30 protein-coding genes are annotated in these 26,545 nt (G+C 71.6%); 9 read left to right on the top strand and 21 right to left on the bottom strand.

The features are described 5' to 3' along the window. Positions 1 to 67 precede the first annotated feature (67 nt). The 16 genes from ITJ50_RS15540 to ITJ50_RS15465 all read right to left on the bottom strand — a co-directional run bounded on the left by ITJ50_RS15540 (position 68) and on the right by ITJ50_RS15465 (position 13,159). Positions 68 to 511 carry a flagellar hook assembly protein FlgD gene (locus tag ITJ50_RS15540; protein WP_042537086.1) on the bottom strand — a complete coding sequence of 148 codons (444 nt, stop codon included), beginning with the start codon at positions 509 to 511 and terminating at the stop codon, positions 68 to 70. 25 nt (positions 512 to 536) lie between these two features. Continuing rightward, positions 537 to 1,916 carry a flagellar hook-length control protein FliK gene (locus ITJ50_RS15535; protein ID WP_194590877.1) on the bottom strand — a complete coding sequence of 460 codons (1,380 nt, stop codon included), beginning with the start codon at positions 1,914 to 1,916 and terminating at the stop codon, positions 537 to 539. Then, positions 1,913 to 2,650 (bottom strand): C40 family peptidase, encoded by a 738-nt coding sequence (locus ITJ50_RS15530; protein WP_194590876.1) that lies wholly within the window; start codon positions 2,648 to 2,650, stop codon positions 1,913 to 1,915. The genes ITJ50_RS15535 and ITJ50_RS15530 overlap by 4 nt, the downstream gene beginning before the upstream one ends. Beyond that, complete coding sequence (locus ITJ50_RS15525) at positions 2,647 to 3,078, bottom strand: flagellar FliJ family protein (RefSeq protein WP_194590875.1); 432 nt, start codon at positions 3,076 to 3,078, stop codon at positions 2,647 to 2,649. Before ITJ50_RS15525 ends, ITJ50_RS15530 begins: the two co-directional genes overlap by 4 nt. Continuing rightward, on the bottom strand, positions 3,078 to 4,421 hold the full coding sequence (locus ITJ50_RS15520) for a FliI/YscN family ATPase (protein ID WP_194590874.1): 1,344 nt from the start codon (positions 4,419 to 4,421) through the stop codon (positions 3,078 to 3,080). Before ITJ50_RS15520 ends, ITJ50_RS15525 begins: the two co-directional genes overlap by 1 nt. Then, complete coding sequence (locus tag ITJ50_RS15515) at positions 4,418 to 5,083, bottom strand: hypothetical protein (protein WP_194590873.1); 666 nt, start codon at positions 5,081 to 5,083, stop codon at positions 4,418 to 4,420. The genes ITJ50_RS15520 and ITJ50_RS15515 overlap by 4 nt, the downstream gene beginning before the upstream one ends. Then, a complete protein-coding gene (gene fliG, locus ITJ50_RS15510) occupies positions 5,076 to 6,116 on the bottom strand; it encodes a flagellar motor switch protein FliG (protein ID WP_042537259.1) in 1,041 nt (346 codons plus the stop codon). The genes ITJ50_RS15515 and fliG overlap by 8 nt, the downstream gene beginning before the upstream one ends. 8 nt (positions 6,117 to 6,124) lie before the next feature. After that, entirely contained in the window at positions 6,125 to 7,795 is a 1,671-nt protein-coding gene (gene fliF, locus ITJ50_RS15505; RefSeq protein WP_042537076.1) for a flagellar basal-body MS-ring/collar protein FliF, read from the bottom strand. Next, a complete protein-coding gene (fliE, locus tag ITJ50_RS15500) occupies positions 7,795 to 8,130 on the bottom strand; it encodes a flagellar hook-basal body complex protein FliE (protein ID WP_042537074.1) in 336 nt (111 codons plus the stop codon). The genes fliF and fliE overlap by 1 nt, the downstream gene beginning before the upstream one ends. Then, positions 8,130 to 8,525: a flagellar basal body rod protein FlgC gene (locus ITJ50_RS15495; protein WP_017886136.1), complete on the bottom strand. Its 396-nt coding sequence runs from the start codon at positions 8,523 to 8,525 to the stop codon at positions 8,130 to 8,132. Before ITJ50_RS15495 ends, fliE begins: the two co-directional genes overlap by 1 nt. Then, the gene (locus tag ITJ50_RS15490; protein ID WP_017886135.1) at positions 8,522 to 8,866 is read right to left on the bottom strand and encodes a flagellar basal body protein; all 345 of its coding nucleotides are present in this window, start codon (positions 8,864 to 8,866) and stop codon (positions 8,522 to 8,524) included. Before ITJ50_RS15490 ends, ITJ50_RS15495 begins: the two co-directional genes overlap by 4 nt. 249 nt (positions 8,867 to 9,115) lie before the next feature. Beyond that, entirely contained in the window at positions 9,116 to 9,418 is a 303-nt protein-coding gene (locus ITJ50_RS15485; RefSeq protein WP_071250828.1) for a hypothetical protein, read from the bottom strand. Beyond that, positions 9,408 to 9,881 (bottom strand): flagellar export chaperone FliS, encoded by a 474-nt coding sequence (fliS, locus tag ITJ50_RS15480; RefSeq protein WP_159556358.1) that lies wholly within the window; start codon positions 9,879 to 9,881, stop codon positions 9,408 to 9,410. The genes ITJ50_RS15485 and fliS overlap by 11 nt, the downstream gene beginning before the upstream one ends. 11 nt (positions 9,882 to 9,892) lie before the next feature. Beyond that, entirely contained in the window at positions 9,893 to 11,281 is a 1,389-nt protein-coding gene (gene fliD, locus ITJ50_RS15475) for a flagellar filament capping protein FliD (protein WP_323749916.1), read from the bottom strand. A 104-nt stretch (positions 11,282 to 11,385) separates the two neighbouring features. Then, on the bottom strand, positions 11,386 to 12,225 hold the full coding sequence (locus ITJ50_RS15470) for a flagellin (RefSeq protein WP_194590871.1): 840 nt from the start codon (positions 12,223 to 12,225) through the stop codon (positions 11,386 to 11,388). Between the two features lie 118 nt (positions 12,226 to 12,343). Further along, on the bottom strand, positions 12,344 to 13,159 hold the full coding sequence (locus tag ITJ50_RS15465) for a sigma-70 family RNA polymerase sigma factor (protein ID WP_040419087.1): 816 nt from the start codon (positions 13,157 to 13,159) through the stop codon (positions 12,344 to 12,346). Between the two features lie 442 nt (positions 13,160 to 13,601). Between ITJ50_RS15465 and ITJ50_RS15460 the strand changes: the two genes are divergently transcribed. The 5 genes from ITJ50_RS15460 (at position 13,602) to ITJ50_RS15440 (ending at position 17,941) form a co-directional block, all read left to right on the top strand. Further along, on the top strand, positions 13,602 to 14,087 hold the full coding sequence (locus tag ITJ50_RS15460) for a flagellar protein FlgN (RefSeq protein WP_017886129.1): 486 nt from the start codon (positions 13,602 to 13,604) through the stop codon (positions 14,085 to 14,087). A 4-nt stretch (positions 14,088 to 14,091) separates the two neighbouring features. Next, positions 14,092 to 15,513, top strand: coding sequence for a flagellar hook-associated protein FlgK (flgK, locus tag ITJ50_RS15455; protein WP_194590870.1), 1,422 nt, complete (start codon positions 14,092 to 14,094; stop codon positions 15,511 to 15,513). Positions 15,514 to 15,515: 2 nt separating this feature from the next. After that, positions 15,516 to 16,397: a flagellar hook-associated protein FlgL gene (flgL, locus tag ITJ50_RS15450; protein ID WP_194590869.1), complete on the top strand. Its 882-nt coding sequence runs from the start codon at positions 15,516 to 15,518 to the stop codon at positions 16,395 to 16,397. After that, positions 16,394 to 16,762, top strand: a complete 369-nt coding sequence (gene fliW / locus ITJ50_RS15445; RefSeq protein ID WP_042537071.1) for a flagellar assembly protein FliW — start codon at positions 16,394 to 16,396, stop codon at positions 16,760 to 16,762. Before flgL ends, fliW begins: the two co-directional genes overlap by 4 nt. Before the next feature lie 255 nt (positions 16,763 to 17,017). Next, a complete protein-coding gene (locus tag ITJ50_RS15440; protein WP_194590868.1) occupies positions 17,018 to 17,941 on the top strand; it encodes a hypothetical protein in 924 nt (307 codons plus the stop codon). Between the two features lie 14 nt (positions 17,942 to 17,955). Here ITJ50_RS15440 and ITJ50_RS15435 read toward each other — a convergent pair whose 3' ends face one another. After that, the gene (locus tag ITJ50_RS15435) at positions 17,956 to 18,621 is read right to left on the bottom strand and encodes a hypothetical protein (RefSeq protein WP_194590867.1); all 666 of its coding nucleotides are present in this window, start codon (positions 18,619 to 18,621) and stop codon (positions 17,956 to 17,958) included. 20 nt (positions 18,622 to 18,641) lie between these two features. Between ITJ50_RS15435 and ITJ50_RS15430 the strand changes: the two genes are divergently transcribed. Continuing rightward, complete coding sequence (locus ITJ50_RS15430; RefSeq protein WP_194590866.1) at positions 18,642 to 19,523, top strand: hypothetical protein; 882 nt, start codon at positions 18,642 to 18,644, stop codon at positions 19,521 to 19,523. 151 nt (positions 19,524 to 19,674) lie between these two features. Here ITJ50_RS15430 and ITJ50_RS15425 read toward each other — a convergent pair whose 3' ends face one another. Together ITJ50_RS15425 and ITJ50_RS15420 are read right to left on the bottom strand one after the other, a co-directional pair. Beyond that, positions 19,675 to 20,643 carry a beta-ketoacyl-ACP synthase III gene (locus ITJ50_RS15425; protein ID WP_194590865.1) on the bottom strand — a complete coding sequence of 323 codons (969 nt, stop codon included), beginning with the start codon at positions 20,641 to 20,643 and terminating at the stop codon, positions 19,675 to 19,677. 69 nt (positions 20,644 to 20,712) lie between these two features. Next, positions 20,713 to 21,120, bottom strand: coding sequence for a ChaB family protein (locus tag ITJ50_RS15420; RefSeq protein WP_042537067.1), 408 nt, complete (start codon positions 21,118 to 21,120; stop codon positions 20,713 to 20,715). Between the two features lie 99 nt (positions 21,121 to 21,219). Between ITJ50_RS15420 and ITJ50_RS15415 the strand changes: the two genes are divergently transcribed. Continuing rightward, entirely contained in the window at positions 21,220 to 22,191 is a 972-nt protein-coding gene (locus ITJ50_RS15415) for an aldo/keto reductase (protein ID WP_031259266.1), read from the top strand. A gap of 285 nt (positions 22,192 to 22,476) precedes the next feature. On the opposite strand, the gene ITJ50_RS15405 is transcribed toward ITJ50_RS15415, so the two are convergent. After that, on the bottom strand, positions 22,477 to 23,721 hold the full coding sequence (locus ITJ50_RS15405; RefSeq protein ID WP_017886119.1) for an ammonium transporter: 1,245 nt from the start codon (positions 23,719 to 23,721) through the stop codon (positions 22,477 to 22,479). Between the two features lie 241 nt (positions 23,722 to 23,962). Next, entirely contained in the window at positions 23,963 to 24,985 is a 1,023-nt protein-coding gene (zapE, locus tag ITJ50_RS15400; protein WP_194590864.1) for a cell division protein ZapE, read from the bottom strand. Positions 24,986 to 25,125: 140 nt separating this feature from the next. Here zapE and ITJ50_RS15395 point away from each other — a divergent pair, with 140 nt between their 5' ends. Together ITJ50_RS15395 and ITJ50_RS15390 are read left to right on the top strand one after the other, a co-directional pair. Further along, positions 25,126 to 26,037, top strand: a complete 912-nt coding sequence (locus tag ITJ50_RS15395) for a sulfurtransferase (protein ID WP_194590863.1) — start codon at positions 25,126 to 25,128, stop codon at positions 26,035 to 26,037. Then, on the top strand, positions 26,034 to 26,492 hold the full coding sequence (locus tag ITJ50_RS15390) for a SufE family protein (protein WP_042537062.1): 459 nt from the start codon (positions 26,034 to 26,036) through the stop codon (positions 26,490 to 26,492). Before ITJ50_RS15395 ends, ITJ50_RS15390 begins: the two co-directional genes overlap by 4 nt. Positions 26,493 to 26,545: the final 53 nt, after the last annotated feature.

Below are 26,545 nucleotides of genomic sequence, written 5' to 3'. Positions count from 1 at the left end.
GCGTCCTTTCGGAGAGGCAGGAAGATCGAGGGAGAACGAGGAAGAGCGAAGAACGGAGCAGCGGGCGTCAGGACGCCGGAGCGGTGGTGGTGATGCCGGAGATCACGTCGAGAGCGACCTCCTTCCCGTTCACGGTGACCGTGGGCACGCTCTTCGCGTACGACACGGCCGAGGCGGTCCCGGTGACGGACCCGCCCGAGTCGGCGTCGGTGTAACTGACCTGCTTGCCGACGAGGTTCGCTGCGGCGATGCGCATCTGGAGCGAGAAGTTCTCGTTCCCCGTCGTGGTCTGGTTGGTGATCTGCTCCATCATCGCGAGCTGCGTCTGCTGGCCGATCATCTGGTTGGTGTCCATCGGCGACGACGGGTCCTGGTTGCGCAGCTGCGTGACGAGCAGCTTCATGAAGACCTCGGAGTCCATCGTCTGGGACTTCTGTGCGGTGGAGTTCGCGGCGAGGGCCGCGGCCTGCGCGGTCGGGTCCACGCTGCCGGTGATGCCGTCGATGGGCATGGTGCGTTCCTGTTCGTGAGCCGGATCAGGCGAGGACGTCGAGTCCCGCGGTGCGGATGGAGGGCGTGTGGGTGGCGGGCTGCGTGCGCGGGGTGCCCCGCGCCTCCAGTCCGGGGTCGCCAGGCAGCACACGTGCGGCCGGGCGCTCGTCGCGACCCGGCGCGTCCTGCGGCTGGTTCTGCGACGACAGGTCGAGCGTGGTGCTCACACCGGTGCCGCCGGCGTCGCGTCGCAGGTCCGGCAGCACCTGGCGGACGGCCTCGCGGCCGGCGTCCGACGCGGCGAACAGCTCGACGTGCATGCCGTGCGCGGTGACGTGCGCGCGCACCGTGACCGGGCCGAGGCTGTCCGGCACGACCTGCACGGTGACGACGTGCTCGCCGGGGCCGGCCTGTGCGAGCGTGAACACCGGTCGCGCCAGCTGCTGGGCGAGCGGCGCCGGGGCCGGCGCGGTCGCCGCGGCCGGCGCGGCGGTCGGCGTCGTCGACATGACGAACGGGGTCTCGCCGCCGCGGCTGGGGACGACGGCCGGGAGGCCCGGATCACCCGGCGTCGACGCCTGCTGCTGGGTCCCGTGGCCGGCTCGGGAGCCGGTGCCGGCTGCCGGGGCGGCACCCGCTGCGACGACCGGCAGCGGGGCCAGGGTGCCGGTGGAGGGGTCGGCGTCGGTCCGCGTCGGTGCCGCGGCCGGGATCGCCGCCGCCGGGACAGCGACGGAGGCGCCGCCGACCGCGGTCGGCGCGGGGGCGGTGCCCGGAACGACCTCGGAGGCAGCTGCCGGCGACGCGGTGCCCCTCGGCGGCACAGCGGGCGCCGACGGAGCGGTCGCCGTCACCGCGGGCACGGCCGGCACCGTCGCCGGTGCCTGCTGCGGGGCGACGGAAGCGGTTCCGCTCGTCGGCGTCGGGGCGGACGAGGTCTGTGACGCCGTGTCCGCGGCCGGCACCGGCATCCGCTTCGGTGTGGTCGTCGGGATCGCAGCGGTCCCGTCGGTGGCGTGCGGGCCCGCCACGGACGGCTCCCCCGAGCGGACGGCGGCCCGGCCCGCCGTCGTGCTCGTGGCGACGGCGGACGGAGCGGCCGGCGTGGCCGTGAGCCCGGCGGCGAGCAGCGAATGCGCGTCGACGGACGTGGGATCGGTCGCCGGCACCGACTGGTCCGACGCCGAGGTCGAGGTCGACGCGGACGGCGTGACAGCGGTGCACGGCGTCGCGGCCGAACCGTCCGCCGTGCGACCGTCGGTGTCGTCCCGCTCGGCAGCGCCGTCGCCGGCTCGCCGCTCGGTCGCGGAGGCGGCGGTCAGTGCCGCACCGAAGGACCCGGCAGCAGCTGGGTCGGACGGCGCACCCCGGGTGGGGCTCGGTGCGGTGGGCACGGACGGCTGGGTGGCGATGGTCAGGCTCATGCGGCGCTCCCGGACTGCATCATGGACAGCAGCGCGGCGGTCTGCAGGTCGGTCGCGGAACGCGCAGCCGAAGCGCTCGGCGGGGTGACGGCCGCCGGGGCCGCCTGCGCGGGGACGATCCGCCGGATGGTCGCGATGTCGCCGTCGGAGTACCAGTTGTCGACGATCCGGACGTCCTTGCCGGGGCGCGGCGCGTGCAGCACCTTGCCGTCGCCGACGTAGATGACGACGTGGCCCTCGCCCTTCGGGATGATCAGGTCCCCGGGCTGGGCGTCCTTCAGGGAGCCGACCTCGACGCCCATCTTCGCCTGGTCCGGCACGACCCGGGGCATCGTGACCCCGAGGTCCTTGAAGACCGTCTGCACCAGGCCCGAGCAGTCCATGCCCGCGGTCGTCTCCCCGCCGAACACGTACGGCACGCCGAGGTACTTCTTCGCGTCGGCCACGACGTCAGCCCCGGTGGCACCGCTGCCGGTGGCGAGGGTGCCGGCCCCGGCGTCGACCGAGGTCGCGGGGGCACGGGTGGCCGTCGGGGTGGCCGAGGCCGTCGCACCGGCAGCGGTCGCGGCGCCGGTCGTGCCGTCGGCGGTGGCGAGGGCGTCCGCGAAGGCCGCGGACCCCGCGGCACCGCTGGCGGCGGAGGCGCTCGGGGCAGCCGTGGCCGTCCCGCCGCGCAGCGTGTCGATCTGGGACCGGATCTCCGAGATCCGGGAGAGCACCGCTTCGACGGTCATCGGGCACCACCTTCCGTGCGGCGTCGTGCCGCGATCTCGTCGAGGGCGTTCTGTTCGGTCCGGAGTTCCTCGGCCGCCTGCTGCTCGGTGTGCTTGCCCTCGAGCTTCTCGAGTCCGACGGCGGCACGGCGGGCGGCGGTGTAGTCCTGCTGCGCCCGGTCGGCGTCCGCGCGGCGGTTCTGCACGACGGCGTCGAGCTCCTCGAGCATCCCGCGCGTCGCGGCACGTGCTGCGGCGACGGCGCTCAGGGTGGCGGCGTCCTGGATCGGCCGGGCGTCCTCGCTGTCGGCGAGGCTCCGGCGTGCGGCGATCCGGGCGTCGGCCGCGTCACGCACACGCTCGTTCGCGGTGGCGAGCGTGGCGGCGGCACGGTCCTGCTGGGTGTGCCGCAGGCGCAGGAGCCCGGCGAGCGGGAAACGGCGGGCCATCACGACACCCCCAGCTGCTGCACGAGGCCGCCGAGGCGCTGCCAGGACGCATCTGCGGTGGCGCGCTCGTCCATGCCCTGGCGCAGGAAGGCGTCGATCGATCCCTGGTGGTCGACCGCGGCGTCCACCAGGGGGTTCGACCCGCGCTGGTAGGCGCCGACGTCGATCAGGTCCTGGGCACCGGCGCGCGCGGCCATCACCTTCCGCAGCACGGTGGCCGCGGCTCGCTGCTCCGGTCGGGTGACCTTCGAGGCGACACGGGAGACCGAGCCGAGGGCGTCGACCGACGGGAAGTGCCCGGTGATCGCGAGCTTGCGGTCGAGCACGACGTGACCGTCCAGGATGCTGCGGGCGGCGTCCGCGATCGGCTCGTTGTGGTCGTCGCCGTCGACCAGCACGGTGTACATGCCGGTGATGCTGCCGACGCGGTCGGTCCCGGCGCGCTCGAGCAGGCCGGCGAGCACCGAGAACGTCGACGGCGGGTAGCCCCGGGTGGCCGGCGGTTCCCCCACCGACAGGCCGATCTCGCGCTGCGCCATGGCGACGCGGGTGAGCGAGTCCATCATGAGCACGACGTCCTGGCCGGCGTCGCGGAACGACTCCGCGATGCGGGTGGCCACGAACGCGGCACGCAGGCGCATGAGCGCGGGTTCGTCCGAGGTCGACACGACGACGATCGAACGCGCCAGCCCCTCGGGTCCCAGGTCGTCCTCCAGGAACTCGCGGACCTCGCGCCCGCGCTCCCCCACCAGGGCGATGACGTTGACGGCCGCGTCGCTGCCCCGCGCGATCATCGACAGCAACGAGGACTTGCCCACGCCGGACCCGGCGAACAGGCCCATGCGCTGCCCACGGCCGACGGTGGTCAGGGTGTCGAGGACCCGCACGCCGAGCTGCATGGGGGTGTCGATGCGGGTCCGGGCCATCGCGCTCGGGGTGTCGTGGTCGAGCGGGACCCAGGTGACCGGTTCGCCCCCGGGGCCTTCGAGCGGGCCGCGGTCGTCGATCGGCCGGCCGAGCCCGTCGAGCACCCGGCCGAACAGTCCGGAACCGGTCGGCACGAGCACCGGACGGCCGGTAGGACGCGCCGGTGTGCCGGCGGTGACCCCGATCAGACGGCCGAGCGGCATGCAGCGGATGCCCGAGGCATCGGTGGCGACGACCTCGACCGCGGTCTGTTCGCCGTCCTCGGCGCCCACCGTGACGACCTCGCCGATGCGGGCGTCGAGCCCGGCGATCGTCAGCCCCAGGCCGACGGCGCTCGTGACGACACCCACCCGCTGGGGTGCGGCGCGCAGCAGCGCCTCGTCGAGGCCGCGCGGGCGGAGCAGGGTGGCGGTCACCGGTCGGCTCCCGTCGCGTCGACACCGAGCGCGGTGCGTGCGCGGTCGAGCGCCGTCGCGATGCGCGCGTCGAGGATGCCGTCCGGCAGGTCGACGACGGCGTCGCCGTCGAGCAGGGTGCCGTCCGCCATCACCGGGACCGGCAGGTCGAGTCCGGCGACGCGCGCAGCGTCCGCCGGGCTGAGCCGGACGGCCACCGGGACCGTGCGGTCGACGGACGCGAGCGCCCGCCGGACGGTGGCCTCGGCGCCGGAGGTGATCCGGGCCTCCCGGCTGCCCGGTCCGTCGAGGACGGTCGCGTCGTGTGCGGGCCTGGAGGCGCGGACCACGTTGCCGACGATCGCCTCGGCCAGGTCGACTGCCGCGCTCGCGACCGACGCCTCGGCGTCCGCCAGGACGGGTGCGACCGCGGACAGCAGGGCGTTCGTGGCGGCGTCGAGGACCGCGATGCGACGTGCCGTGTCGGCCTGCAACGCGGTGACCCGGGCGGCGTGCTCGGCTTCGAGCCGGGCGCGCAGGGCCTCGGTCTCGGCCTGCGCAGCACGCAGCCCGGCGGTGTAGCCGGCCGCGTGCCCGCGGACGTCGGCGCTCGACGCGCGGTCGCGTCCGGCGGTGGCGGTGATCGCCGGGAAGGCGACGCGGTGCACGACGGTGTCAGTCAACGAGCTCGTCCTCCTCGGCGCGGTGCACGGTGACGATGCCCTGGGCCTCGAGTTCCCGCACGGAACGGACGACCTCGGCACGCGCTTCCTCGACCTGCGAGACCCGCACCGGGCCCATGGCCTGCAGCTCGTCGTCGAGCAGTTCGCGGTTGCGCTCGGACACGTTCGCGCGGATGGTCTCGACGACCGGCCCGGCGGCGCCCTTCATGGCGGTCGCGAGGATCTTGGAGTCGATGCCGCGCAGCACCTGCTGGATGTCGCGGGACTCGAGCTTCACGATGTCCTCGAAGGTGAGCATGCGGGAGCGGATGTCCTCGGCGAGCTCCGGGTCGCGGGCCTCGAGTCCCTCGAGCACGGCCTTCTCGGTCGCGACGTCGGAGCGGTTGATGATGTCGACCAGGGGTGCGATGCCGCCGACGACCTCGACGCTCTCGCGCGGCGAGACGACCGCACCGGCACGCTGGCGCAGCACCCCGGCCACGATGCCGACGGCCTCGGGCGTCGCGCTGCCCATGGTGGCGAACGCCTGGGCGACGTCGGTGCGGACACGCTCGTCGACGCCGGCGAGCACGGCGCTGGCCTGCCCCGGGCCCAGGTGCGCCAGCACGAGGGCGATGGTCTGCGGCAGCTCGCCCTCGAGCAGGGTGACGACCTGGCCGGGTTCGGCGTCGTCGAGGAAGTCGAACGACTGCCCGGCGAGGTTCGAGGCCAGACGGTCCATCACGCCGGCGGCCCGCTCGGCGCCGAACGACGCCTCGAGCAGCCCGAGGGCGGTCTCCTTGCCGCCGCGCTTCTGCGTGCGGCCGCTCATCGTGAGGCGGTGGAACTCGCTCATGGTCTGGTCGACGACGGTGTCCTCGAGGCGGCGCATCCGGACGATCTCGGCGGAGATCTCCTCGGCCTCCATCTCGGTGAACTGCTTCATCACCGCGCTCGCGCGCTCGGTCTCCATCTGCATGAGGATGAGCGCGACCTTCTGCGCGCCGGTCAGGGCACGGTCGCTCGGGCCGGTTCCGCCGCCGGGGCTCGGCATCAGCGCGCTCACACCGGCGCCCGGTCGTCCAGCAGCCCGCGCAGGAGCTCGGCGGTGCGCTTCGGGTCGCGCTCGGCCAGGGCGGAGATGTCCTGACGGCGGCGCTCGGCCGTGATCTCCTCGGTGGTCAGCACCTCGGTCGGGGCGTCCCCGGCGGGCATCGCCGAGAGCACGGCGGTCGGGGCGTCACCGGCACCGAGCGTCGCCCGGTCGTCGAGCCCGTCCATCGCGAGGGGCAGCTGGAACGTCTCGCCGGCGAAGGCGTCGAGCTCGCCGAGGTCGACGGCCTCGCGCTCCTGCTTGCGGTTGCGGCGGGCGACGAAGAACATGATCGCGATGACGGCCAGGACGATGCCGATCACGATGCCGGCGGTGCGGATCGACGACCACAGTGCTTCCTGCTGGTCGGCCTTCTGCTGCTCCTCGAGCGCCTTCGCGGCCTGGTCGGAGGCACTCGTGTCGAAGTCCATCATCGCCACCTTGACCTGGTCGCCACGGGCCTGGTCGACCCCTGCAGCGGCGGACACCAGGTCGTTGATGCTCTGCAGGTTCGCGTTCTGCACGGCGTCGGCCTTCGAGTTCAGCGCGACCGAGATGGTCTGCCGGTCGAGCCCGCCCGAGGGGATCTGCGTGGTCTCGGTGGTGTGGTCGACGGCGTTGTTCTTCGTCGCCGACTCGTTCTTGTACCCGTCGTCGCCGGCGCCGCTCGTGGCGGTGCCGTTCGGGACGGCGATGTTGTCCGGGCCGAGGACGCCGGTGGCACCCTTCCCTGCGCCGGCACCGGCGCCGTACTCCTCGGTGGTGCTCGACTCGTTCAGCGCGACCGGGCCCGAGGTCGGGCTCGTGTAGCTCTCGGACGTCCGGGTGCCGGACTCCTGGTTCATCGTCCCCGAGACCACGACGGTCGCGTTGCCGGCCCCGAGCGTGGTGTCGAGGAGGTCCTGGATCTTCTTGCTCGTCGCCGCGTCGTAGTCGGCGGCCTGGTCCGCGCCGCTGCCGGTCGCACCGGTGCCCACCGCCGACAGGGTCTGGCCCTTCGCGTCGACGACGGAGACGTCGGTGGGCTGCATGCCCTCGACCGAGGCGCTCGTCAGGTGCACGACGGCCTGCACCTGGTCGGTGCTGAGCTGCGTGCCGTTCTCGGTCGCGATGAACACCGACGCGGTCGGGTCCTTCTCCTCGGACACGAACACGGACTTCTCCGGGATCGCGAGCTGCACGGTGGCGGTCTGCACGCCGTCCATCGCGCCGATGGTCTTGGCGAGCTCGCCCTCCATCGCACGCTTGTACGTGACGTCCTGCTGGAACTCCGAGCTCGTCACGCCCATCTTGTCGAGCAGCGAGTAGCCGCCCTCGTTCGACGACGGCAGGCCGTTCGACGCCGCCTTGAGCCGCTCGGAGTACACCTGCGCCTGCGGCACGAGGATCGTCGCACCGCCGTCGGTGAGCTGGAACGGCACGCCGTCGGTCTGCAGCTGATCTGTGATGGAGCTCGCGTCGGCCGCGGCGAGCCCGGTGAAGAGCGGCGCGTAGGACGCCTTGCCGAGCCAGGACGCCAGGGCGATCCCGCCGAGCACGAGTGCCGCGATCGCCAGGATCGCGATGGTGCGCTGGGCGGCGGAGAAGCCCTTGACGTACGCGGACAGGCGCGCGAGGACGTTCTTGACGGCGACGGGCATCAGGCCTGCATCCTCATGATCTCGTTGAAGGCGTCGACGCCCTTGTTGCGGACGGCGGAGACGAGCTCGAGCGTGACCTGCGCGCGGGTGGCGGCGATCGTGGCGTCGTGGATGTCGTCGAGGTTGCCGGTGACGGCCTTGAGCGCGAGGGTCTTCGAGTCGCTCTGCAGCGACTGCAGCCCGTCGACGGCGTTGCCGAGGCTCGCGGCGAACCCGCTGCCGTCGGTGCTCGTCGCGCCCGCAGCGCCGGCGACGTCGCTGGACGTGCCGGACACACCGGTCAGTGCGTTCGTCATCGCGTTGGTGGTCACACCGTTGACGGCGTCGATGGGCATCAGTTCTTCCCGATCTGCAGTGCCGCCTCGTAGGCGGTCTTGGCACGGTCGACCACGGCGGCGTTCGCCTGGTAGCCGCGCTGGGCCATGATGAGGTCCGCCATCTGCGTGCCGAGGTCGATGTCGGGCATGCGGACGTAGCCCTCCTCGTTCGCGAGCGGGTTGTCCGGGTCGTAGGTGACACGGCCGGCGGCGCTGCCGAACGCGGCGCCCTTGACGTAGGCACCGGAGACGCCGGCGCCTTCCTGCACCTCGACGTACCGCGCCTGGAACGCGGTGTCGTCCATCGACTTCACGGTGTTCGCGTTGGCGATGTTGTCCGAGACGGCGTCGAGCCACTTCCGGTGCACGGTCAGACCGGTGCTCGCGATGCCGATCGCGTCGAAGGTCGTCACGAGTTCGTCCGCATCGCCGCACGGACGCTGGTGAGTTCGGAGTTCATCGCCTGCGTCGCGAACTGGTACCGCAGCACCGTGTCGATGTTCGACAGCGTCTCCTCGTCGAGGTTGACGTTGTTGCCGTTCGTGTTCGTCGGCTCGAGGCTGCGCGCCATCGTCGGCGTGGTGGCGCCGTCGCCGTCCACGATCGACTTCGCCAGGGCGTCCTCGAACTGGACCTTCTCGGCGTGGTAGTTCGTCGTGTTGATGTTTGCGATGTTGTTCGCGATCACCTTCTGGCGCATCGACAGGCCGTCGAGTGCACTCTGCAGCGCGACGCTCGTCACGGAATCGAACACGGAAGGGTCCCCCTCGTCAGGGCGTGTCGTCGTGCTGACGACGTCGCCGTGCGGTGGTGGCCGATCCCTGGCCGAACTGGTGAGCGATCCGTGCTCGTGGGGCGCTATCGGAGCCCGTCGTCGGCCGCGTTAGGCGTCGCCCCGAACGGGGGGGGCGGGCGGCGCTGCACGGGGCGGAGCACCCGAGATGCGACAGAGCACCCGTCGGTCGACGGGTGCTCTGTCGCAGAACTGGTGCGGGGGCGCGGGTCAGGCGGACGCGTCGAGGTACACGGACCCGCGGGGCTCGCGCGTGGCGTCGACGGCGCGCAGGGCACCGAGGTGCTCCAGCGTCGAGCGGCGGTCCGCCTCGAGCGTCGTCATGCGGTCCCGCTGCGCGGCGAGCAGCCGGGAGGCCCGTCCCACCAGGTCGCGCGGCAGCGGTCCCAGCCCGGCTGGCTCCGACCACCCGGCCACGGCCGTGGAACCGGCCGCCTGCCCGGCGGCGTCGCGTTCCAGGGACGTGAGCAGGGCCTCCCAGGCGGCTCGCCCGTCGGGCTGCTCAGGCGACACCGAGGGCTCCCCCGGTCGGCTGCTGCGTGGCGGGCGTCGCGGGCAGCGACGCAGCCGCCTCGTGCCACGACTGTCGCAGCGGCTCGAGGATCCGGATGCAGTCGCGGGTCGCCTGCACGTCGCGGTGCACGTTGGCGGTGATGAGCGACGTGGACGCGTAGTTGTACACGGCGAGCAGGCCCTCGCCGCCGTCCCAGACGTCGATCCGGAGCGTGCTGGACAGCTCCCCCACGATGGCCTGGGCGTGCAGGAGCTGTTCGCGTGCCGCCGTCCAGTCAGCGGCGACCTGCGCGGCCTCGGCCCGGTGCAGGTCGAGCAGCAGCCGGTCGTAGAGCATCGTCACGAGCTGGGCCGGGGTCGCCGAGAGCACGGCCTCGTTCGTGTACTGGGCACGTCGCTGGTCGGTGACGGTGCGGGGCTGGGCGGCCTGGCGGAAGGCGGCGGCCTGGAAGTCGAAGGTCATGGTCGTTCCCGTCAGCTCGACGTCGAGGCGAGCTGGCTGGCGAGCCAGCTCGACTGCGACTGGAGCTTGCTGAGGCTGGTCTCGAGTGATGCGTAGAGGGTCTGCAGCGAGGCCCGGCGCATCGCCAGCCGGTCGGTCCAGCTGTCGATCTGGGTGGTCAGGTCCTTCGCAACGGCCTGCTGGCCGGTGATGGAGGTCGTGACGGAGCCGTCGTACTTGTCGGACGCGGCGGTGGCTGCGGCGCCGACGCTGGCGGCCACGCCGGAGAGCATCGCCTGGGTGGCCTTCGGGTCGGTCGCGAGGGCCTTCTGGAAGACCTCGGGGTCGAAGGTGAAGGTGCCGTCCTTCATGATCACGATGCCGATCGTCGACGGCGACTTGCCGTCGACAGGGGCGGACATCGTGCTCGTCAGGCGCTGCACCGCGTCGCGGGAGGCGCCGTCGCCGGTCAGGACACCGGCCTTGGTCGTCGTGGTGCCGGACGTGGCACTGGTCGTGCTCGACACCGTGGTGTTCGTCTTGTAGTAGGCCGCGATCGCGTTCATCGCGTCGACGAGCCCGGAGGCCACGGACTGGGCCTTCGTGGTGTCCTGCGCGACGGTGACGGTGACCGGCTCGGCGGTGGTCTTCGACACCGTGACGTCGACGCCGGGGACGAGGCCCGTGAAGGTGTTGGTGGCGCTCGTGACCGTCTGCGCGGCGGCGGTGCCGGCCCAGAGGGTGACACTGGCATCGGTCGCCGCGGTCACGACCGCGGCACCGGTCTCGGTCAGGACGTTCGTCGCGGTGCCTGCTGCCACGGCGTCCGCGCCACCCCGGTACACCTGGAACCCGCCGGCCGCCCCGGTCTTCGCGGACGTGAGCTGCAGGCGGGAGAGCTTGGTGCCGTCGGCGTCGGTACCGGCGGGGACCTTCGTCGCGGTGACGCCCGCACCGGCCTTGTTCAGGGCGGACACGACGTCGTCGAGGGAGCCGGACGCCGGCGTCACCGTGGTCGACTTGCCGTCCGCGCCGACGATCGTGATCGGCTGCGCATCGCTGGACCACGTCGACATCGCAGCCGTGACACCGACCTGGGCCGAGGCGGTCGATCCGACGGTGAAGCTGATGGACCCGGCGGTCGCGCCGGTGCCGGTGAGGGCCGTGACGCCGGCAGCGCTGCTCGTCGCGGCGAAGAGGTCCAGCGACGAGGCCTTCGCGGCGTCCGCGGCCTTGGTGGCGAGCCCCTGGATCAACCCGTTGAGCGTCTGCAGTGACGAGATGAACGAGTTGGTGGTGGTGAGCTTGTTCTTGAGCAGGGTCTGCGGGACGCCCTCGACGCTCATCAGCGAGTTGATGAGGTCGGTCGTCTTGAGACCGCTGACCAGACCGTCGATCGCGAGGCTGGTGCTCGAGGACACGGACGAGGACATCGTCGACACTCCCTGGCGTCGTGGAGGTGGTCAGGACGGCGAGGTCCGCCCTCCGTGCCCGCAGGGGGCCCGGAGGGCGGACCGCGTGATGGCTAGCGCAGGAGCGAGAGCACGCCCTGGGTGCTCTGGTTCGCCTGCGCGAGCATCGAGGTGCCGGCCTGGCTCAGGATGTTGTCGCGCGTGTACTTGACCATCTCCTGTGCCATGTCGACGTCGGTGATGCGCGAACCGGCAGCCGTCAGGTTCTCCTTGGCCACGTTCGTCACGTTGATGGCGTGGTCGAAGCGGTTCTGGATGGCACCGATGGTCGAACGAGCGGAGGAGACGTACTTGATCTGCTCGTCGATCGCGGTGATGGCAGCCTGAGCGTTCGTGGCCGAGTCGAAGGTGAGCGCGCCGACCGCGGTCGACACGGACTCCACGTTCGACTTCGACAGGTCCACGTCGATCTGGCTCGCCGCGTCACCGTTCGCGCCGACCTGGAACTTCAGCACCCCTGCGGTGCCGGCGGAGCCGTCGAGCAGCTTGATGCCGTTGAAGTTGGTCGACGCCGAGATGCGGGTGAGCTCCTTGGTGAGCTCGCCGACCTCGGTGGTGATCGCCTTCCGCGAGTCCTCGTTGTTCGAGTCGTTGCCGGCCTGGACGGCCAGGTCGCGCATGCGCTGGAGGATCGAGTGGGTCTCGGTGAGGCCACCTTCAGCGGTCTGCACGACGGAGATGCCGTCCTGCGCGTTGCGGGCGGCGACCGTGAGGCCACCGACCTGGGACTTCAGCCCCTCGGAGATCGTCAGACCGGAAGCGTCGTCGGCAGCACGGTTGATGCGGAGGCCGCTCGAGAGCTTCTCGAGGGACTTCGACAGGTCGTTCTGCGTCGAGTTCAGGTTCCGGTACGTGTTGAGTGCCGAGAGGTTGGTGTTGATGGACATACCCATGGTGGTTTCCTCCGTGAACGTGGGTCGTGCGTCTGCCCGTCCGTGGGCTGACATGGATGACTCTCGGCCGGTCGCCGGGAGTCGTTAGGGGATCGGCGGAGAAGTTTCCGCCGACGTCTCAACTCGCCGCGACGGCCGGTCCTGCTGCAGCGTCGTGCACCGCGCGGGCGACACCGGCGGCGGCGTTCGTGGCGACACGGGCCAGGTACGCACTGCGACGGGCCGCGGTGGTGCGGCTGGCGGGCTCGACGGTGGTACCGTCGCCGTAGTGGGCGGCGAGACCGTCGTGGAGCAGGCGCATCGCCTCGGAGCGCTGCTGCGAGACGGCGGAGTGCGTGATGCCGAGCTCGGCGGCGACGTCGGTGACCGATCGGTCGCCGAAGTACACGGCCTCGACGATGAAGCGCATCCGCTCGGGCAGGGCCTCGACCGCGGCGCGGAGGTACCGGCGTTTCTCGGTCTCGAGCAGGTCGTCCCCCGGGAGCGGCAGGTCGGCCGCGACCAGGTCGTGCACGGTCTCGTCGAGGGGCGCGACGGTGCGGGCGGCGTCGCTCATCGCGTCCACCGCGGTCTGCTTGTCGACGCCCATCGCGTCGGCGATCTCCTGCGCACCGACGGTCCGGCCGAGTCGCGCCGACAGGGCCTCCTGCGTGGCCAGGGTCTCGCGGATGCGCTTGCGGGTGCCGCGGGAGGCCCAGTCGGCCGAGCGCATGTCGTCGGCCAGCGCCCCGGTGATCCGGGTGCGGGCGTAGGCGCCGAACGGGACGCCGAGGGTGGGGTCGAACGCATCGGCCGCGGCGACGAGGGCGAGGGACCCGACGGCGGCGAGGTCGTCGCGGTCCAGGTGCGTCGCCCGGGAGCGGACGTCGGCCACGATGTAGCCCACGAGCGGGAGGTGCTCCACGATCATCGCGTTGCGTTCGGTGCGGTCCATGCTGATCCCCTGGTCGACCTGACGTGTGTCGGCTCACCCGTCCGTGGGCGCGACGAACGCCGGCCTCGGATGGCCGGTGCGTACGCCGAAGAACCGCCCGGGTCCCTCCGAGCGGAGCACCCCGTGTCGTTCCCGAGCGGTTCCGGGCGTCCCCCGGGGTGCGTTCTGAATGTATCGGCTGGCAATGGGCTGAGTGGGTCCACATGCGTCCCCAGTGCGGGGGTGTCAGGGCCCGGATCCGGTCGGCATTTCTGGGGACTCCGGGTGGGGAACGACCGTTCTTGTCCCCCGACAGGGCTCATCGGGTCACAGTCTCGGCGAGTACGGAGTCGGCACTCGGCCGCCGGGGCTTACGGTCGCGACCACCGAGTCGATAGGTCCCGGTGTCCGCAGGATGACGGACCGGGGGCCACCCCGACGAACCACCACCTGGGAGGAGCTGATGAGCGTGAACGACCTGTCCGCCGTGCTCTGGCGCGAACGCGAGCTGCTCGAACTGCTCACCTTCAAGCTCGAGGAGGAGCAGCTCCTGCTCACCGCGGGCCGCTCCCGCTGGGTGTCGCACGCCAGCCGCGAGGTCGAGCAGGTCCTCGACCGGCTCCGCAGCACCGGACTCGAGCGCGCCGCGCAGAGTGCCGAGGTCGCCGAGGAGTGGGGCGTGCCCGCCGACGCTCCCCTGCGGGACGTCGTCGCCGCGGCGCCGAACGGCCCGTGGGGCGAGATCCTGTCGTCGCACCTCACCGCGATGGTCGAGCTGACCACCCAGATCGGCGCGCTGCGCGACGAGAACGACCGGTTCCTCCGTGCCGCCGCCCAGGCCACCGAGGAGACCCTGGCCGGGACCGTCACCGGCGCCGCCACCTACGACGCCACCGGCACGTCGGGTGCCGGCGCGGATGGCGCCCGCCTGTTCGAGGGGACGCTGTAACACCGTGGTCAGCACCTTCGGATCCCTCGCGACGGCGTACTCCGGCCTCGCCGCGGCCCGGGCCGGCATCGACGTCACCGGCCAGAACATCGCCAACGCCGGCACAGCCGGGTACACGCGGCAGCGCGTCACGCAGAACTCGGTCCCCGCGACCCAGACCGGCTTCATGCGGGGCACCGCGGCCCTCGCCGGCCAGGGCGTCTCCGTCGACGGCATCGCCCGCCTGGCGTCCCTGACGCTCGACGCCGGCGTCCGCGTCGCCGCCGGTTCGTCGGCGTACGCCGACGCCCGCGCCAGCGCACTCTCCGCCCTCGAGACCGGATTGCACGAGCCCGGCAAGGACGGTCTGAGCGCCAAGCTGGATGCGTTCTGGTCGTCCTGGAGCGAGCTCGCCAGCCACCCCGACGACCCCGGTGCCGCGAGCGCGGTGCTCGGGGCCGCGGGCACCGTCGTCTCCGCCCTGGCCGCCGGATCGAAGGCCGTCGATGCGCAGTGGTCGTCGGTGCGCGGCTCCCTGACCGGCCAGGTCGCCCAGCTGAACGGCGCCGCGGAGCAGGTCGCGGACCTGAACGGCCGGATCCGCACCGCACTGGCGTCGGGCGGCACCGCCAACGAGCTGCTCGACCAGCGCGACCAGCTCACGCAGCAGATCGCCACGCTCGCCGGCGGCACCACCCGGACCAACGCCGACGGCACGGTCGACGTGCTCCTCGGTGGCAACCCGCTCGTGCAGGGCACCGACGCCCGCTCGGTCGCCCTCGGCGGCGGCGAGCGTCTGGCCGACGGCACCGCGGTCACCCTGACCTGGACCACCGGCACGGCCGGGGCCGTCGGGCTGAGCGGCGGGTCGATCGGCGGAGCCCTCGCCGTCCTGGCGCCCGCGTCCGGCACCGGCACCGGCGGGGCACTCGCCGAGGCGTCCGCGTCCTACGACGCCGTGGCCACCCGACTCGCCACCACCGTGAACGCCTTGCACACCACCGGGACCACCCCGGCCGGCACCACGGGCGCACCGTTCTTCTCGCTGGCGACCGGTGTGCCCGCCGCCCAGGCGCTCGGCGTCGTCCCCACGGACGCCGGCGGCCTGGCGACGCGGAACGCGGCGGGCGAACTCGACGACTCGTTCGCCGACGCGCTCGCGCGACTCGGGGCGTCGTCCGACGGTGCCGACCAGGTCTGGGCGACGTTCGTGACGGGGGTGGGCACCGCCTCCAGGTCGGCGACGTCGGAATCGACGCTGACCGGACTCGCGCTCACCAACGCACGCACCCAGCAGCAGTCGAGCGCCGGCGTCGACCTCGACGAGGAGAACGTGAACCTGCTGAGCTACCAGCACGCGTACCAGGGCGCCGCGCGCGTCCTGACCGCCGTCGACGAGATGCTCGACACCATCATCAACCGAGTCGGACTCGTCGGGAGGGGCTGATCGTGATCACCCGTGTGACCACCCAGATGTCGATGGCGGCCGCCTCGGCCCGGCTGCAGGCCGGTGCCGCGAAGGTCGCCGAGCTCACCGACCAGGCCACGACGCTGCGCGCCATCCAGAAGCCGTCCGACGACCCCGTCGGCACCGCGTCGTCGATGCAGGTGCGCAAGGAGCAGGCCGCTGCGGCGCAGTACTCGCGGAACGCAGACGACGCCGCGGCGTGGCTCGCGACCACCGACAGTGCGCTGTCGAGCGTGTACGAGGTGCTCAACAACGTCCGCGACCTCACGGTCCAGGCCGCGAACTCGGGCACCATGAGCGAGACGAACCGCGACGCCTTCGTCACGCAGTTCCGGTCGCTCAAGGCCGACCTCGAGGCACGAGCCAACACCACCTACGGCACCCGTTCGGTGTTCGCGGGGTCGTCGACCGCCGCTGCCGCCCACGACCCGGCCACGGGTTGGGCGGCCTCAGGCACCGACGTGTCCCGGCGGATCGCTGACGGCACGACCGTCCGCGTCGACACCACCGGCACCGCGGTCTTCGGATCCGGTGACGACTCGGTGTTCGCCGTGATCGACTCCATCGTCAGCGACCTGCAGAACGGGGTGAACCTGAACGCGCGGATCAACGACGTGGACGGCGCGCTCGGGACCGTCCGCGGCGCCCAGGCCGACGTCGGGGTCCGGCACGCCGCCGCGCTCGCGGCGCAGGACTCGCTGAAGTCCGCGACCGTCTCGCTCGAGAGCCGCCGCGCCGGGATCGAGGACATCGACCTCGCCAAGGCCGTCCTCGACCTGCAGGTGCAGCAGACCAACTACCAGGCAGCCCTCGCCGTCACCGCGAAGGTCCTGCAGCCGACCCTGATGGACTACCTCCGATGAGCATCTCGCTGACCTTCGCCGTCCCGCCGTTCGGACTCGCTGCCGCGCCGGCCTTCGCCCTGTCGCCCGTCGACGGTGCCGAGGGGCTGTTCACGCTCGTCGGCGACGACGCGCGACTGTTCCTGCTCGACGCCGCGGTGCACCTGCCGTCGTACGCGCCCGAGCTGACCGACGAGCAAGCCGCCGGGCTCGGGCTGACCGACCCAGCCGACGCGATGCTGCTGGTGGTCGCGAACCCCGGGGCGTCCGGCACCACGGTCAACCTGCTCGCGCCGATCGTCGTGAACGCCCGCACCGCCGTGGGCGCGCAGGTCATCCTCGAGGAGCAGGACCTGCCGCTGCGGGCGGAGCTCGCGCGGGTGTAGCGCGCGCGGTCGCGCCGGGCGCACCCGTTCTGCGACATTCCACCAGTCGTTCGCGTCGTGCATCGTCGGAACATGCACACGCAGTAGTTGCGCGCACATCAGGCGACAACACACGAGTCGTTCGACGCGTGGATCGTCGGAACATGCACACGCACTGCAGGCGGTCAGTCCTACACAGGGCGTCGCCCCCGCCAGAGTCTCCACAGATCGGCGTCCGGAGCGTGCTGGATCTCCGCGTTCGGCGAGCCTGGTGTCATGTCCAGAGCGAACGACGTCGAACTGATCCGCACATCGGGCGCGACCTCCGCCGAACGCCGTGCCCTCGAACGCGACGTTCACCGCGGACGCTTCGAACGCCTCCGTCCGGGCGTCCTCGTCCACCCGGGTGCCCTCGACGGGCTGCACCCCGGCGAGCAGCACCACGTGCTCGTCCGGGCCTCGGCGCACCGGATCCGTGACACGGACGTCGTCTCACACCAGTCTGCCTGCGCCGTCCTCGGTCTGCCGTTGGTCGCAGCGGCACCGCCGAAGGTGCACCTCTCCGATCCGACCACGACGCACACTCGTGTCACGGCGTGGTTCGTCCGGCACGGCTCGCAGATGCGGCCGCCCGCGGTCAGGATCGACGAGGACTCGATACCCACGACGACCCCGGCGAGGACCGCGATCGACGTCGCTGCGACGCGCGCGTTGTTCGAGGCGCTGCCCGTCGTCGACGCCGTGCTCTCGCGTCGGCTCAGCGATCGCGCGACCCTCGAGGCGGAGTTCGCAGCGCTGACAGCAGCCCGCAGCAAGGCGGGCATCGCGATCGCGATGGGGTCGGCACTGTCGGGGTCGCCGGCGGAGTCGGTGTGCCGGGTTCGGTTCCGCGAGCTCGGCGTGCCCGAGCCGGTGCAGCAGCACGTGTTCGCCCGGGCCGGATCGTCAACGGCGGTGGTGGACTTCTGGTTCCCGGACCAGGGCGTCGTGGTCGAGGTCGACGGCCGCGCGAAGTACGAGGACCCGGTGATGCTCGACGGGCGTTCGACCGCCGATGTGCACTGGCGAGAGAAACGACGTGAGGAATTCATCCGGTCGTGCCCCGGTGTCCGCGCGGTCATCCGGCTCTCCTGGTCCGACCTGATGCAGCCCGACCGGGTGCGGGCTGCCCTCCGGCGTGCGGGTGTCCCGTGCGGGTGACCCACCACGGACGGTCAGCGCGGGCGGTGCGGTGCCTCGGGGTGGTACTCCCGCTGGCGCTCCACCGTCGGCGAACCGGAGACTCCGCGGCCGTTCAGCACCCCGCCGACCACGACCTCGCCGACCCCCACGCGCACACCACGGACCGGCCCCGTGCCCTTGACCACACCGCCGCGGTGGTCCGGGTCGGGTTCGCGGTGGTCGCCGCCGTCCGCCAGTTCGACGTCCCGGACGGACACCGGCCCGAGCACCTGGGCGCCGGAGCCGATGCACGCCGGCCCCTCGACGAGACACCCGGCCGTCAGGCGAGCGCGACCACCCACCACCACGTCGGATCCCGTCGCGATGATCGTCACCGGTCCGGGCCCGAGTTCGGCGTCCTCGCCGACGTGCACGGTCGCCGCGGACGCGACGATGGTCACCGGCCCGGGGCCGAGTCGTGCTCCGGAAGCGACCGAGATCAGGCCGCCGTCGCGGGTCTCCAGGGTCGTGGACGGGTACAGCACGGCTCCGGGCAGGACGGTCACGCCCGCCCCGATCAGGACGGACCCGGGGTCGAGCACGCGGACGTCCGGTGCGAGCGCGGTGACCTCGTGGACGGGCAGGAACCCGGCCGCGCGGCGAGCCACGTCGAGGGGTCGCGCTGTCCGGTCGCCGTCCATCCAGCGAGCCTCCCACATGCCCGGCGTACGGTGAGCGCATGGCCCGCTCTCCGAAGGACCAGGCGATCGTGCCGCTGCCGAACGCCCAGGTCTCCCCCACGTCAGACGACTCCAGAACCCCGCAACCACAACCGCAACAACCCGCAGGATGGGTCAAGTTGCTCGACCGCGCCATCAGTGTGCAGCGGCCGGCGGTCGTGGCGCACGTCAAGGCGATCCGCCGCCGCAAGCCCGATGCCACGCCGGCCGAGGTCATCCAGATCCTCGAGCGGCAGTACCTCACGGCCGTGACGACCGGTGGTGCCGCGGTCGGTGCGAGCGCCGTGATCCCGGGCGTCGGGATTGTTGCCGCGCTCGGACTGAGCGGTGCGGAGACGATCGGGTTCCTCGAGACCACGGCGCTGTTCGCCCAGTCGGTGACCGAGGTGCACGGGATCGCCCTGGACGACCCCGAGCGCGCTCGCACCCTGGTGATGGCGATGATCCTCGGCGCCCCGGGGACGCAGCTGATCAAGCAACTCGGTGGACAGATCGCCGGTGGCCAGGTCCGGACCGCGTTCTGGGGCGAGATGGTGACCTCGTCCCTCCCGAAGCAGATGGTGAACGGCATCGGCGGACAGGTCCGAGACCAGTTCATCAAGCGCTTCGCCATCCGACAGGGCGGGTCGGTGCTCGGTCGGGCCCTGCCGTTCGGCATCGGAGCGGCCGTCGGTGGCCTCGGCAACCACGCGCTGGGTCGCAAGGTCATCCAGGCGTCACGGACGGGCTTCGGCATGCCGCCGGCGCAGTTCCCGATCGTCCTGACCGTGACCCCCGCGGCCGAGAAGACCCGGCGTGCCCTGCCGTGGAAGCGTGGCGCGGGCAAGGACCAGGACCTCTGGACCGAGCCGGGCAACGACGACCACGGCACGAAACGCTGAACCCCGGCACGACGCGCTCAACCCCGGCACGACGCCCTGAACCCCGGCACGAAGCGCCGGACCAGGGCACCAAGCACTGACACAGGAACGGCCCGGGCAGCGTGCCCGGGCCGTTCCTGCGTCTGTGTCTGTGTCTGTTGCAGGCCGTGTCCTAGAAGGACCGCACGGGCGTCGTCACGACCTGTCCAGCGTGCGCGAACCCGCCCCCGAAGCCGAACAGCAGCGCCGGCACACCCTCGGGCAGGTCACCACGCTCCCACGCCTTCGACAGCCCGAGCGGCACACTCGCCGCCGAGGTGTTCCCGGACTCGACGACGTCGCGGATGACGAACTTGGACTCCCCGCCGAGCGCGGTCACGAGCGGCTCGATGATCCGCAGGTTCGCCTGGTGGAACGCGAACACCTCGATGTCGTCCATCGAGAGCCCCGCGGCTTCGACGACCTTGCGGGCGTGTCCCTCCGCCTCGGTGATGGCCCAGCGGTAGATCGAGCGGCCCTCCTGGTTGAAGCGCCCCGGCGACCCCTCCACGCGGACGGCATCGAGCAGGTGCGGCACGCTCCCCCACGACACCGGCCCGATCTCGGGCGTCTCGGCGACACCGAGCACGGCTGCGCCGGCTCCGTCACCGACGAGCACACAGGTCGACCGGTCGGTCCAGTCGGCGATGCCGGACAGCACCTCGGACCCGATCACGAGCGCGACGTCGGCCGAGCCGGTCCGGATGGACTGGTCGGCGAGCCCGAGCGCGTACTCGAAGCCACTGCACGCGGTGTTGATGTCGATCGGCGCGGGGCCGTTCGTCATGCCGAGTGCGGCGGCGACCCGGCCGGCCGTGTACGGAGCGCGGTCCTGGTGCGTGGTGGACGCGACGATGACGAGTCCGACGGCCGAGGGCGACACCCCGGCGTCGGCGAGGGCACGGCGGCCGGCCTCGATCGCCATCGACGTGACGGTGTCGTCGGGCCCGGCGATCCGTCGGGTCTGGATGCCGGTGCGGGTGCGGATCCACTCGTCGTTCGTGTCGACCATCGTCGACAGTTCGTCGTTGGTCAGGATGCGTTGGGGCTGGTGGTGTCCGAACCCGAGGATCCGGCTGCCACGGAGTGCTGGGATGTTCACCGTCGGCACGTTACCCCCTCACCCCGAGCCAGCATGCCTGCCGAGGAATGCAGGCCCCGCCTCGCACCGTCACTTCCGCGCGGCGGCGGTCGCACGGTCGTTGGCCTTGCCGATCGCGTCGACCAGCTCGTCCTTGTTCATCTTCGACCGGCCGCGCACGTCGAGCCGCTTCGCGACGTCCATCAGGTGTGCCTTCGAGGCGTTCGCGTCGACACCGCCCTCGGTCTTCCCGGATGAGTCCGAGCCAGCACCACGCGAACCCGCGGCACCGGAGTCGGACGGGCCGGAGGACTCCTTCTCCTCCCAGTGGTCGCCGACCTTCTCGTACTCGTGCTTCACCGCGGCGAACGCGGTGCGGTGCGCGCGCTCGCCCGGTCCGTACGACTCGTTCGCCGAGTCGAGCGCCTTCTCGAAGATCTCCTGCGCGTGCTCCGGGGACCGCTGCAGGGTGCTGGGGATCTCGTCCTTGGCTGGCATGGCTGCTCCTCTCGAGTGGTCCTCCCTGACTACTCCCCACCCCTCGACCGGTACTCCCAGGGCCTGGCGCCACCAGCGCGTCACGAGTAGACCCGTCTCATGGACTACACACACCTCGGACGGACAGGGCTGTCGGTTTCACGAGCAGTGCTCGGCACGATGAACTTCGGCCCGGAGACCAGCGAGGACGACTCGCACGCGATCATGGACCGGGCCCACGAGCTCGGCGTCAACTTCTTCGACACCGCCAACGGGTACGGCGGCTCGGTGGGCAAGGGTGCCACCGAGGAGATCATCGGCCGCTGGTTCGCCGAGGGCGGCGGGCGTCGCGAGAAGACCGTCCTCGCCACGAAGGTCTACGGCGAGATGATCGACTGGCCGAACGGCGGCAAGCTCAGCGCCCTGAACATCCGGCAGTCGCTCGACGCGAGTCTGCAGCGGCTGCAGACCGACCACATCGACCTGTACCAGTTCCACCACGTCGACCGTGCGACGCCGTGGGACGAGATCTGGCAGGCGATCGACGTCGCCGTGCAGCAGGGCAAGGTGCTCTACGTCGGCTCGTCGAACTTCGCCGGCTGGCACATCGCCCAGGCGCAGGAGGCCGCGAAGCGCCGCAACACCTTCGGCCTGGTCAGCGAGCAGTCGATCTACAACCTCGTGGTCCGCGACGTCGAGCGCGAGGTCCTGCCCGCCGCCCGTGCGTACGGCCTCGGCGTGATCCCGTGGTCGCCGCTGCAGGGCGGCCTGCTCGGCGGCGTCATCGAGAAGACGGAGAACGGCTCGCGTCGCCTGTCCGGCCGCAGCGCCGAGTACGTTGATTCGCACCGTGACCAGCTCACCGCGTACGAGTCCTTCGCGAAGGAACTCGGGCACACCCCCGGGGAGCTCGCCCTGGCTTGGCTGCTGCACCAGCCCGGCGTCACCGCGCCGATCACCGGCCCGCGCACGATGGAGCAGTGGGAGTCCGCGGTCCGCGCTGTCGACATCCGCCTCGACCAGCGTGCACTCGACCGGCTCGACGAGATCTTCCCGGGGCACACGACCTCGCCGGAGGACTACGCCTGGTGACGTCGCCGACGGAACCAACCGAACCGGCGGAACCAACGGAACCAACGGAACCAACGGAACCAACGGGTCGCTGACGCGACCATCTGCCTGGAGGCGCGGTGTGCGTCCGACCCGCACCGCGCCTCCGAAGCCGCTTCCGTGCCGACGCGCCAGCGGCGGACCGACCGTGACCGGTGGAGAGCCTCCCGTCCGTGGTCACGTCGAACACGCGACCCAGCGACACGACGACGGGCCCCGCGCTGCTGTGTGCGCGGGGCCCGTCGTCGTACGGGTGGTGCCTGGTGACTAGCGGACGCTGACCGGGCTGTCGTCGGTCTGCTCGTACAGGACGTAGCCCTCCTCGCCGTGGACGGCGGTGTCGATGCCCGCGACCTCGTCCTCGGTCTTGACGCGGAAGCCCATGGTCTTCTCGATGATCCAGCCGATGAGGAAGGCCAGGACGAACGAGTAGGCGCCGACGGCACCGGCTGCGGCCGCCTGCTTGCCGAGCTGCTCGAACGAGCCGGAGTAGATCAGGCCGGTGTCGTTGGCGAAGAACCCGAGGAACAGGGTGCCGAAGATGCCGCCGACCAGGTGCACGCCGACCACGTCGAGCGAGTCGTCGAAGCCCAGGCGGTACTTCCAGTCGATGGCGAAGCAGCAGACGATGCCGGCGAGGAAGCCGAGCAGGATGCCCCAGCCCGGGGTCAGGTTGGCGCAGGCCGGGGTGATCGCGACCAGGCCGGTGACGGCACCCGAGGCGGCACCGACAGAGGTGGCCTTGCCGTCCTTGAGCTTCTCGACGAGCAACCAGCCGAGGACCGCGGCTGCGGGAGCGGCGAGCGTGTTGATCCAGGCGAGCGACGCGACGCCGTTCGCGGCACCGGCGGAGCCGGCGTTGAAGCCGAACCAGCCGAACCACAGGATGGCGGCACCGAGCAGGACGAAGGGCGGGTTGTGCGGCTTGTGCGCGCCCTTGGCGAAGCCGACGCGCTTGCCGAGGACGATCGCCAGGGCGAGACCCGCCGCACCGGCGTTGATGTGCACCGCGGTGCCACCGGCGAAGTCGATGACGCCCCACGTGGCGGCCCAACCGGAGGTCAGGTTGAAGACCCACGAGGCGACCGGGAAGTAGACGACCGTGACCCAGATGCCGGCGAAGACCATCCACGCGCCGAACTTGGCGCGGTCGGCGATGGCGCCGGAGATGAGCGCGACGGTGATGATCGCGAAGGTGGCCTGGAAGCCGACGAAGGCGAGGTCGGGGTAGGTGGCGGCGAGCGTGGTGGCCTGGGACTGTTCGAACGCCTGGCCGAGGCCGATCTGGTTCCAGTCGATGCTGAAGAACCCGACGACGCCGCTGACGGCTGTGTGCGGCCCCGTGTTGGCGAAGGCGATCGCGTAGCCGTACAGCACCCAGAGGACGCCGACGAGCGCGATCGCACCGAAGGACATCATCATCATGGAGATGACGGACTTCGCCTTCACCAAACCGCCGTAGAAGAAGGCCAGGCCGGGTGTCATGAACAACACCAGCGCAGCCATGATCATGATGAAGCCTGTCTGGCCCTGATCAAGCATCTGTTCACCTCTCGATTGCACGAGCGGCTCTTGGACCGCCTCGGGTGTCACCGAGTCTGGCGAGGCGAGGTTTCACGAGGGAGCACGAACTGTTTCGCGGATGTAACGCGAGCACGCCGTTTGTAAACGTCGTGTTTCCAGCGGCCCGATGTCCCCTGCGCGAGGGGCACGAGACCGCCGTGGACAGATCGGTCCGGGCAGGGAGCGACGTTCAGGCGCGGGTGAGCGCCACGACGCGGGACGCCGCGCGCAGGTACTTCTTGCGGTAGCCGCCCTCGAGCATCACGTCGGGGTACACCTGGTCGAGCGGGGTCCCCGAGGCGACGATCCGCACCTGCGCGTCGTACAGCCGGTCCACCAGGGCGACCCAGCGCAGCGCGTCGGTCTGGTCGGTGAACGCCCGGACGTCGGTCAGTCCGACGGCGTCCAGGTCCTCGACCAGCGCGACGTACTTCGACGGGTGCACGGAACCCAGGTGTGCGACCACCGCTCCGAAGTCGTCGAGCGTGACCGCGCCCGTGGGCAGCAACCCGGCGACGTCGTCGACGACGGCAGCGGACTCGTCCACCGCACGTCGGCGGTAGTCGAGGCCGTCGATGCGCATGGTGTCGAAGCGGTCGGACATCGCCTGGATCTCGCGCAGGAAGTCCTGCGCGGCGAAGCGTCCTTCGCCGAGCGCCCCCGGCGGCGTGTTCGACGTCGCGGCGAAGCGGGTGCCCGTCTCGGTCAGTTCCTTGATGAGCCGGGTCATCACCATCGTGTCGCCCGGGTCGTCGAGCTCGAACTCGTCGATGCACACCAGGTCGGTGCCGCGGAGCAGGTCGACCGTCCCCTGGAACCCCAGTGCCCCGACGAGCGCGGTGTACTCGATGAAGGTGCCGAAGGTCTTCCGCCCGGTGGCCGCGTGGTACGCCGCGGCGAGCAGGTGGGTCTTGCCGACACCGAAGCCGCCGTCCAGGTAGACCCCGGACTTGGCCGCCGGTTCCGCCGACTGCTTGCGCCTCCCGAACAGCCCGCGCCGTGGGGCCTCGGCGGGCCCTGCGGCCACGAAGGCGGCGACGGCATCGCGGACCGAGGCCTGCGAGGCGTAGTCCGGGTCCGGCCGGTACGAGTCGAACGACGCGTCCGTGAACTGCGGCGGGGGCACGAGCGCCGCGGCCATCTGCTGCGGGGTCACCCGTGGATCACGGTCGACGAGGTGAGCGGGCAATCGGGGGACCCTTCCGGGAAACATGTCGTGGGGTGTCACGTTGCGTCAGGGGCACGGTACGTCCGCGTACCGTTGCCCACAGGCACCGACGCCCGATCCTAGTCCGGCGCCAGCAGCACGCTCCCCAGCACCACGCTCCCCCGCACCCCCTGGAGGTACCCCCGATGACCGCACCGGTCGACCCGTCCGAGCAGTTCGCCGCCTACGCGCACCCGGAGCGCCTCGTCTCCACCGAGTGGCTGCAGGAGCAACTGGACGCCGGTGCCGGCGCGCCCGACCTGGTGGTCGTCGAGTCCGACGAGGACGTCCTGCTCTACGAGACCGGACACATCCCAGGCGCTGTGAAGGTCGACTGGCACACCGACCTCAACGACCCGGTGCAGCGCGACTACATCGACGGCGCCGCGTTCGCCGAGCTCCTCGGCGGCAAGGGCATCGGCCGCGACACCACCGTCGTGATCTACGGCGACAAGAACAACTGGTGGGCCGCGTACGCCCTCTGGGTGTTCACCCTGTTCGGCCACCAGGACGTGCGCCTGCTCGACGGCGGCCGCGCCAAGTGGATCGCCGAGGACCGCGCCCTGACCACCGACGAGACCCCCGTGACGCCCGTCGACTACCCCGTCGTCGAGCGCCACGACGAGCCCGTCCGTGCCTTCAAGGACGACGTCCTCACGCACCTCGGCAAGCCGCTCATCGACGTCCGGAGCGCCCCGGAGTACAGCGGGGAGCGCACGACCGCGCCCGACTACCCGGAAGAGGGCGCGCTGCGCGCCGGGCACGTCCCCACCGCGGTGAACATCCCCTGGGCCACGGCGGCGGCGCCCGACGGCACCTTCCGGTCGCGCGCTGAACTCGACGCGATCTACCGCGAGGGCGCCGGCATCGGTGACGCCGACCAGGTCATCGCGTACTGCCGCATCGGTGAGCGTTCGAGCCACACCTGGTTCGTCCTGCAGCACCTGCTCGGCTACGCCGACGTCCGCAACTACGACGGTTCGTGGACCGAGTGGGGCAGCGCCGTCCGCGTCCCCATCGTGCAGGGATCCGAGCCGGGTACAGTTCCGAACCGATGAACGCCAGCACCGACGCACCACTCCCCGCCACCCTCGCCGAGATCCGCGACGACTTCCTCGCCCTGGGCCAGAAGGACCGTCTGCAGCTCCTCCTCGAGTTCTCGAACGAGCTGCCGGTGCTGCCCGAGCGCCTGCAGGGGCACGAGGACGAACTCGAACGCGTCGAGGAGTGCCAGTCCCCCGTCTTCATCACCGTGACGGTGGGCGAGGACGGCGACGACCCGGACGTCGTCCGGATGCACGCCACCGCACCGCGCGAGGCACCGACCACCCGCGGCTTCGCCTCGATCCTGGCGCAGGGCCTGTCCGGCCTGACCGTCGAGCAGGTGCTCGCCGTCCCGACGGACTACCCGTTGACCATCGGCCTGTCCGAGGCGGTCAGCCCGCTGCGGATCCGCGGCATGGTGGGCATGCTCGGTCGCGTCCAGCGGCAGGTGCAGGCTGCGGTCGCGTAGACGCGACCCACTGACGGACGGGAGGCCCGTGGCGACACCGCCACGGGCCTCCC

This window comes from Curtobacterium sp. VKM Ac-2889 (genome assembly GCF_015350855.1).
Taxonomy (GTDB): Bacteria; Actinomycetota; Actinomycetes; order Actinomycetales; family Microbacteriaceae; genus Curtobacterium; species Curtobacterium poinsettiae.
Note: the sequence above shows the minus strand (reverse complement) of the source record. Positions and strands in the feature narration are given on the sequence as shown.

What these genes read in the sequence shown, in the direction of transcription:
- ITJ50_RS15540 (WP_042537086.1), bottom strand. Translation starts at nt 511, where the DNA reads ATGCCCATCGACGGCATCACCGGCAGCGTGGACCCGACCGCGCAGGCC.
- ITJ50_RS15535 (WP_194590877.1), bottom strand. Translation starts at nt 1,916, where the DNA reads ATGAGCCTGACCATCGCCACCCAGCCGTCCGTGCCCACCGCACCGAGC.
- ITJ50_RS15530 (WP_194590876.1), bottom strand. Translation starts at nt 2,650, where the DNA reads ATGACCGTCGAAGCGGTGCTCTCCCGGATCTCGGAGATCCGGTCCCAG.
- ITJ50_RS15525 (WP_194590875.1), bottom strand. Translation starts at nt 3,078, where the DNA reads ATGGCCCGCCGTTTCCCGCTCGCCGGGCTCCTGCGCCTGCGGCACACC.
- fliG (WP_042537259.1), bottom strand. Translation starts at nt 6,116, where the DNA reads ATGCCGAGCCCCGGCGGCGGAACCGGCCCGAGCGACCGTGCCCTGACC.
- fliF (WP_042537076.1), bottom strand. Translation starts at nt 7,795, where the DNA reads ATGCCCGTCGCCGTCAAGAACGTCCTCGCGCGCCTGTCCGCGTACGTC.
- fliE (WP_042537074.1), bottom strand. Translation starts at nt 8,130, where the DNA reads ATGCCCATCGACGCCGTCAACGGTGTGACCACCAACGCGATGACGAAC.
- fliS (WP_159556358.1), bottom strand. Translation starts at nt 9,881, where the DNA reads ATGACCTTCGACTTCCAGGCCGCCGCCTTCCGCCAGGCCGCCCAGCCC.
- ITJ50_RS15470 (WP_194590871.1), bottom strand. Translation starts at nt 12,225, where the DNA reads ATGGGTATGTCCATCAACACCAACCTCTCGGCACTCAACACGTACCGG.
- ITJ50_RS15465 (WP_040419087.1), bottom strand. Translation starts at nt 13,159, where the DNA reads ATGGACCGCACCGAACGCAACGCGATGATCGTGGAGCACCTCCCGCTC.
- ITJ50_RS15460 (WP_017886129.1), top strand. Translation starts at nt 13,602, where the DNA reads ATGAGCGTGAACGACCTGTCCGCCGTGCTCTGGCGCGAACGCGAGCTG.
- fliW (WP_042537071.1), top strand. Translation starts at nt 16,394, where the DNA reads ATGAGCATCTCGCTGACCTTCGCCGTCCCGCCGTTCGGACTCGCTGCC.
- ITJ50_RS15440 (WP_194590868.1), top strand. Translation starts at nt 17,018, where the DNA reads ATGTCCAGAGCGAACGACGTCGAACTGATCCGCACATCGGGCGCGACC.
- ITJ50_RS15435 (WP_194590867.1), bottom strand. Translation starts at nt 18,621, where the DNA reads ATGTGGGAGGCTCGCTGGATGGACGGCGACCGGACAGCGCGACCCCTC.
- ITJ50_RS15430 (WP_194590866.1), top strand. Translation starts at nt 18,642, where the DNA reads ATGGCCCGCTCTCCGAAGGACCAGGCGATCGTGCCGCTGCCGAACGCC.
- ITJ50_RS15420 (WP_042537067.1), bottom strand. Translation starts at nt 21,120, where the DNA reads ATGCCAGCCAAGGACGAGATCCCCAGCACCCTGCAGCGGTCCCCGGAG.
- ITJ50_RS15415 (WP_031259266.1), top strand. Translation starts at nt 21,220, where the DNA reads ATGGACTACACACACCTCGGACGGACAGGGCTGTCGGTTTCACGAGCA.
- ITJ50_RS15405 (WP_017886119.1), bottom strand. Translation starts at nt 23,721, where the DNA reads ATGATCATGGCTGCGCTGGTGTTGTTCATGACACCCGGCCTGGCCTTC.
- zapE (WP_194590864.1), bottom strand. Translation starts at nt 24,985, where the DNA reads ATGTTTCCCGGAAGGGTCCCCCGATTGCCCGCTCACCTCGTCGACCGT.
- ITJ50_RS15395 (WP_194590863.1), top strand. Translation starts at nt 25,126, where the DNA reads ATGACCGCACCGGTCGACCCGTCCGAGCAGTTCGCCGCCTACGCGCAC.
- ITJ50_RS15390 (WP_042537062.1), top strand. Translation starts at nt 26,034, where the DNA reads ATGAACGCCAGCACCGACGCACCACTCCCCGCCACCCTCGCCGAGATC.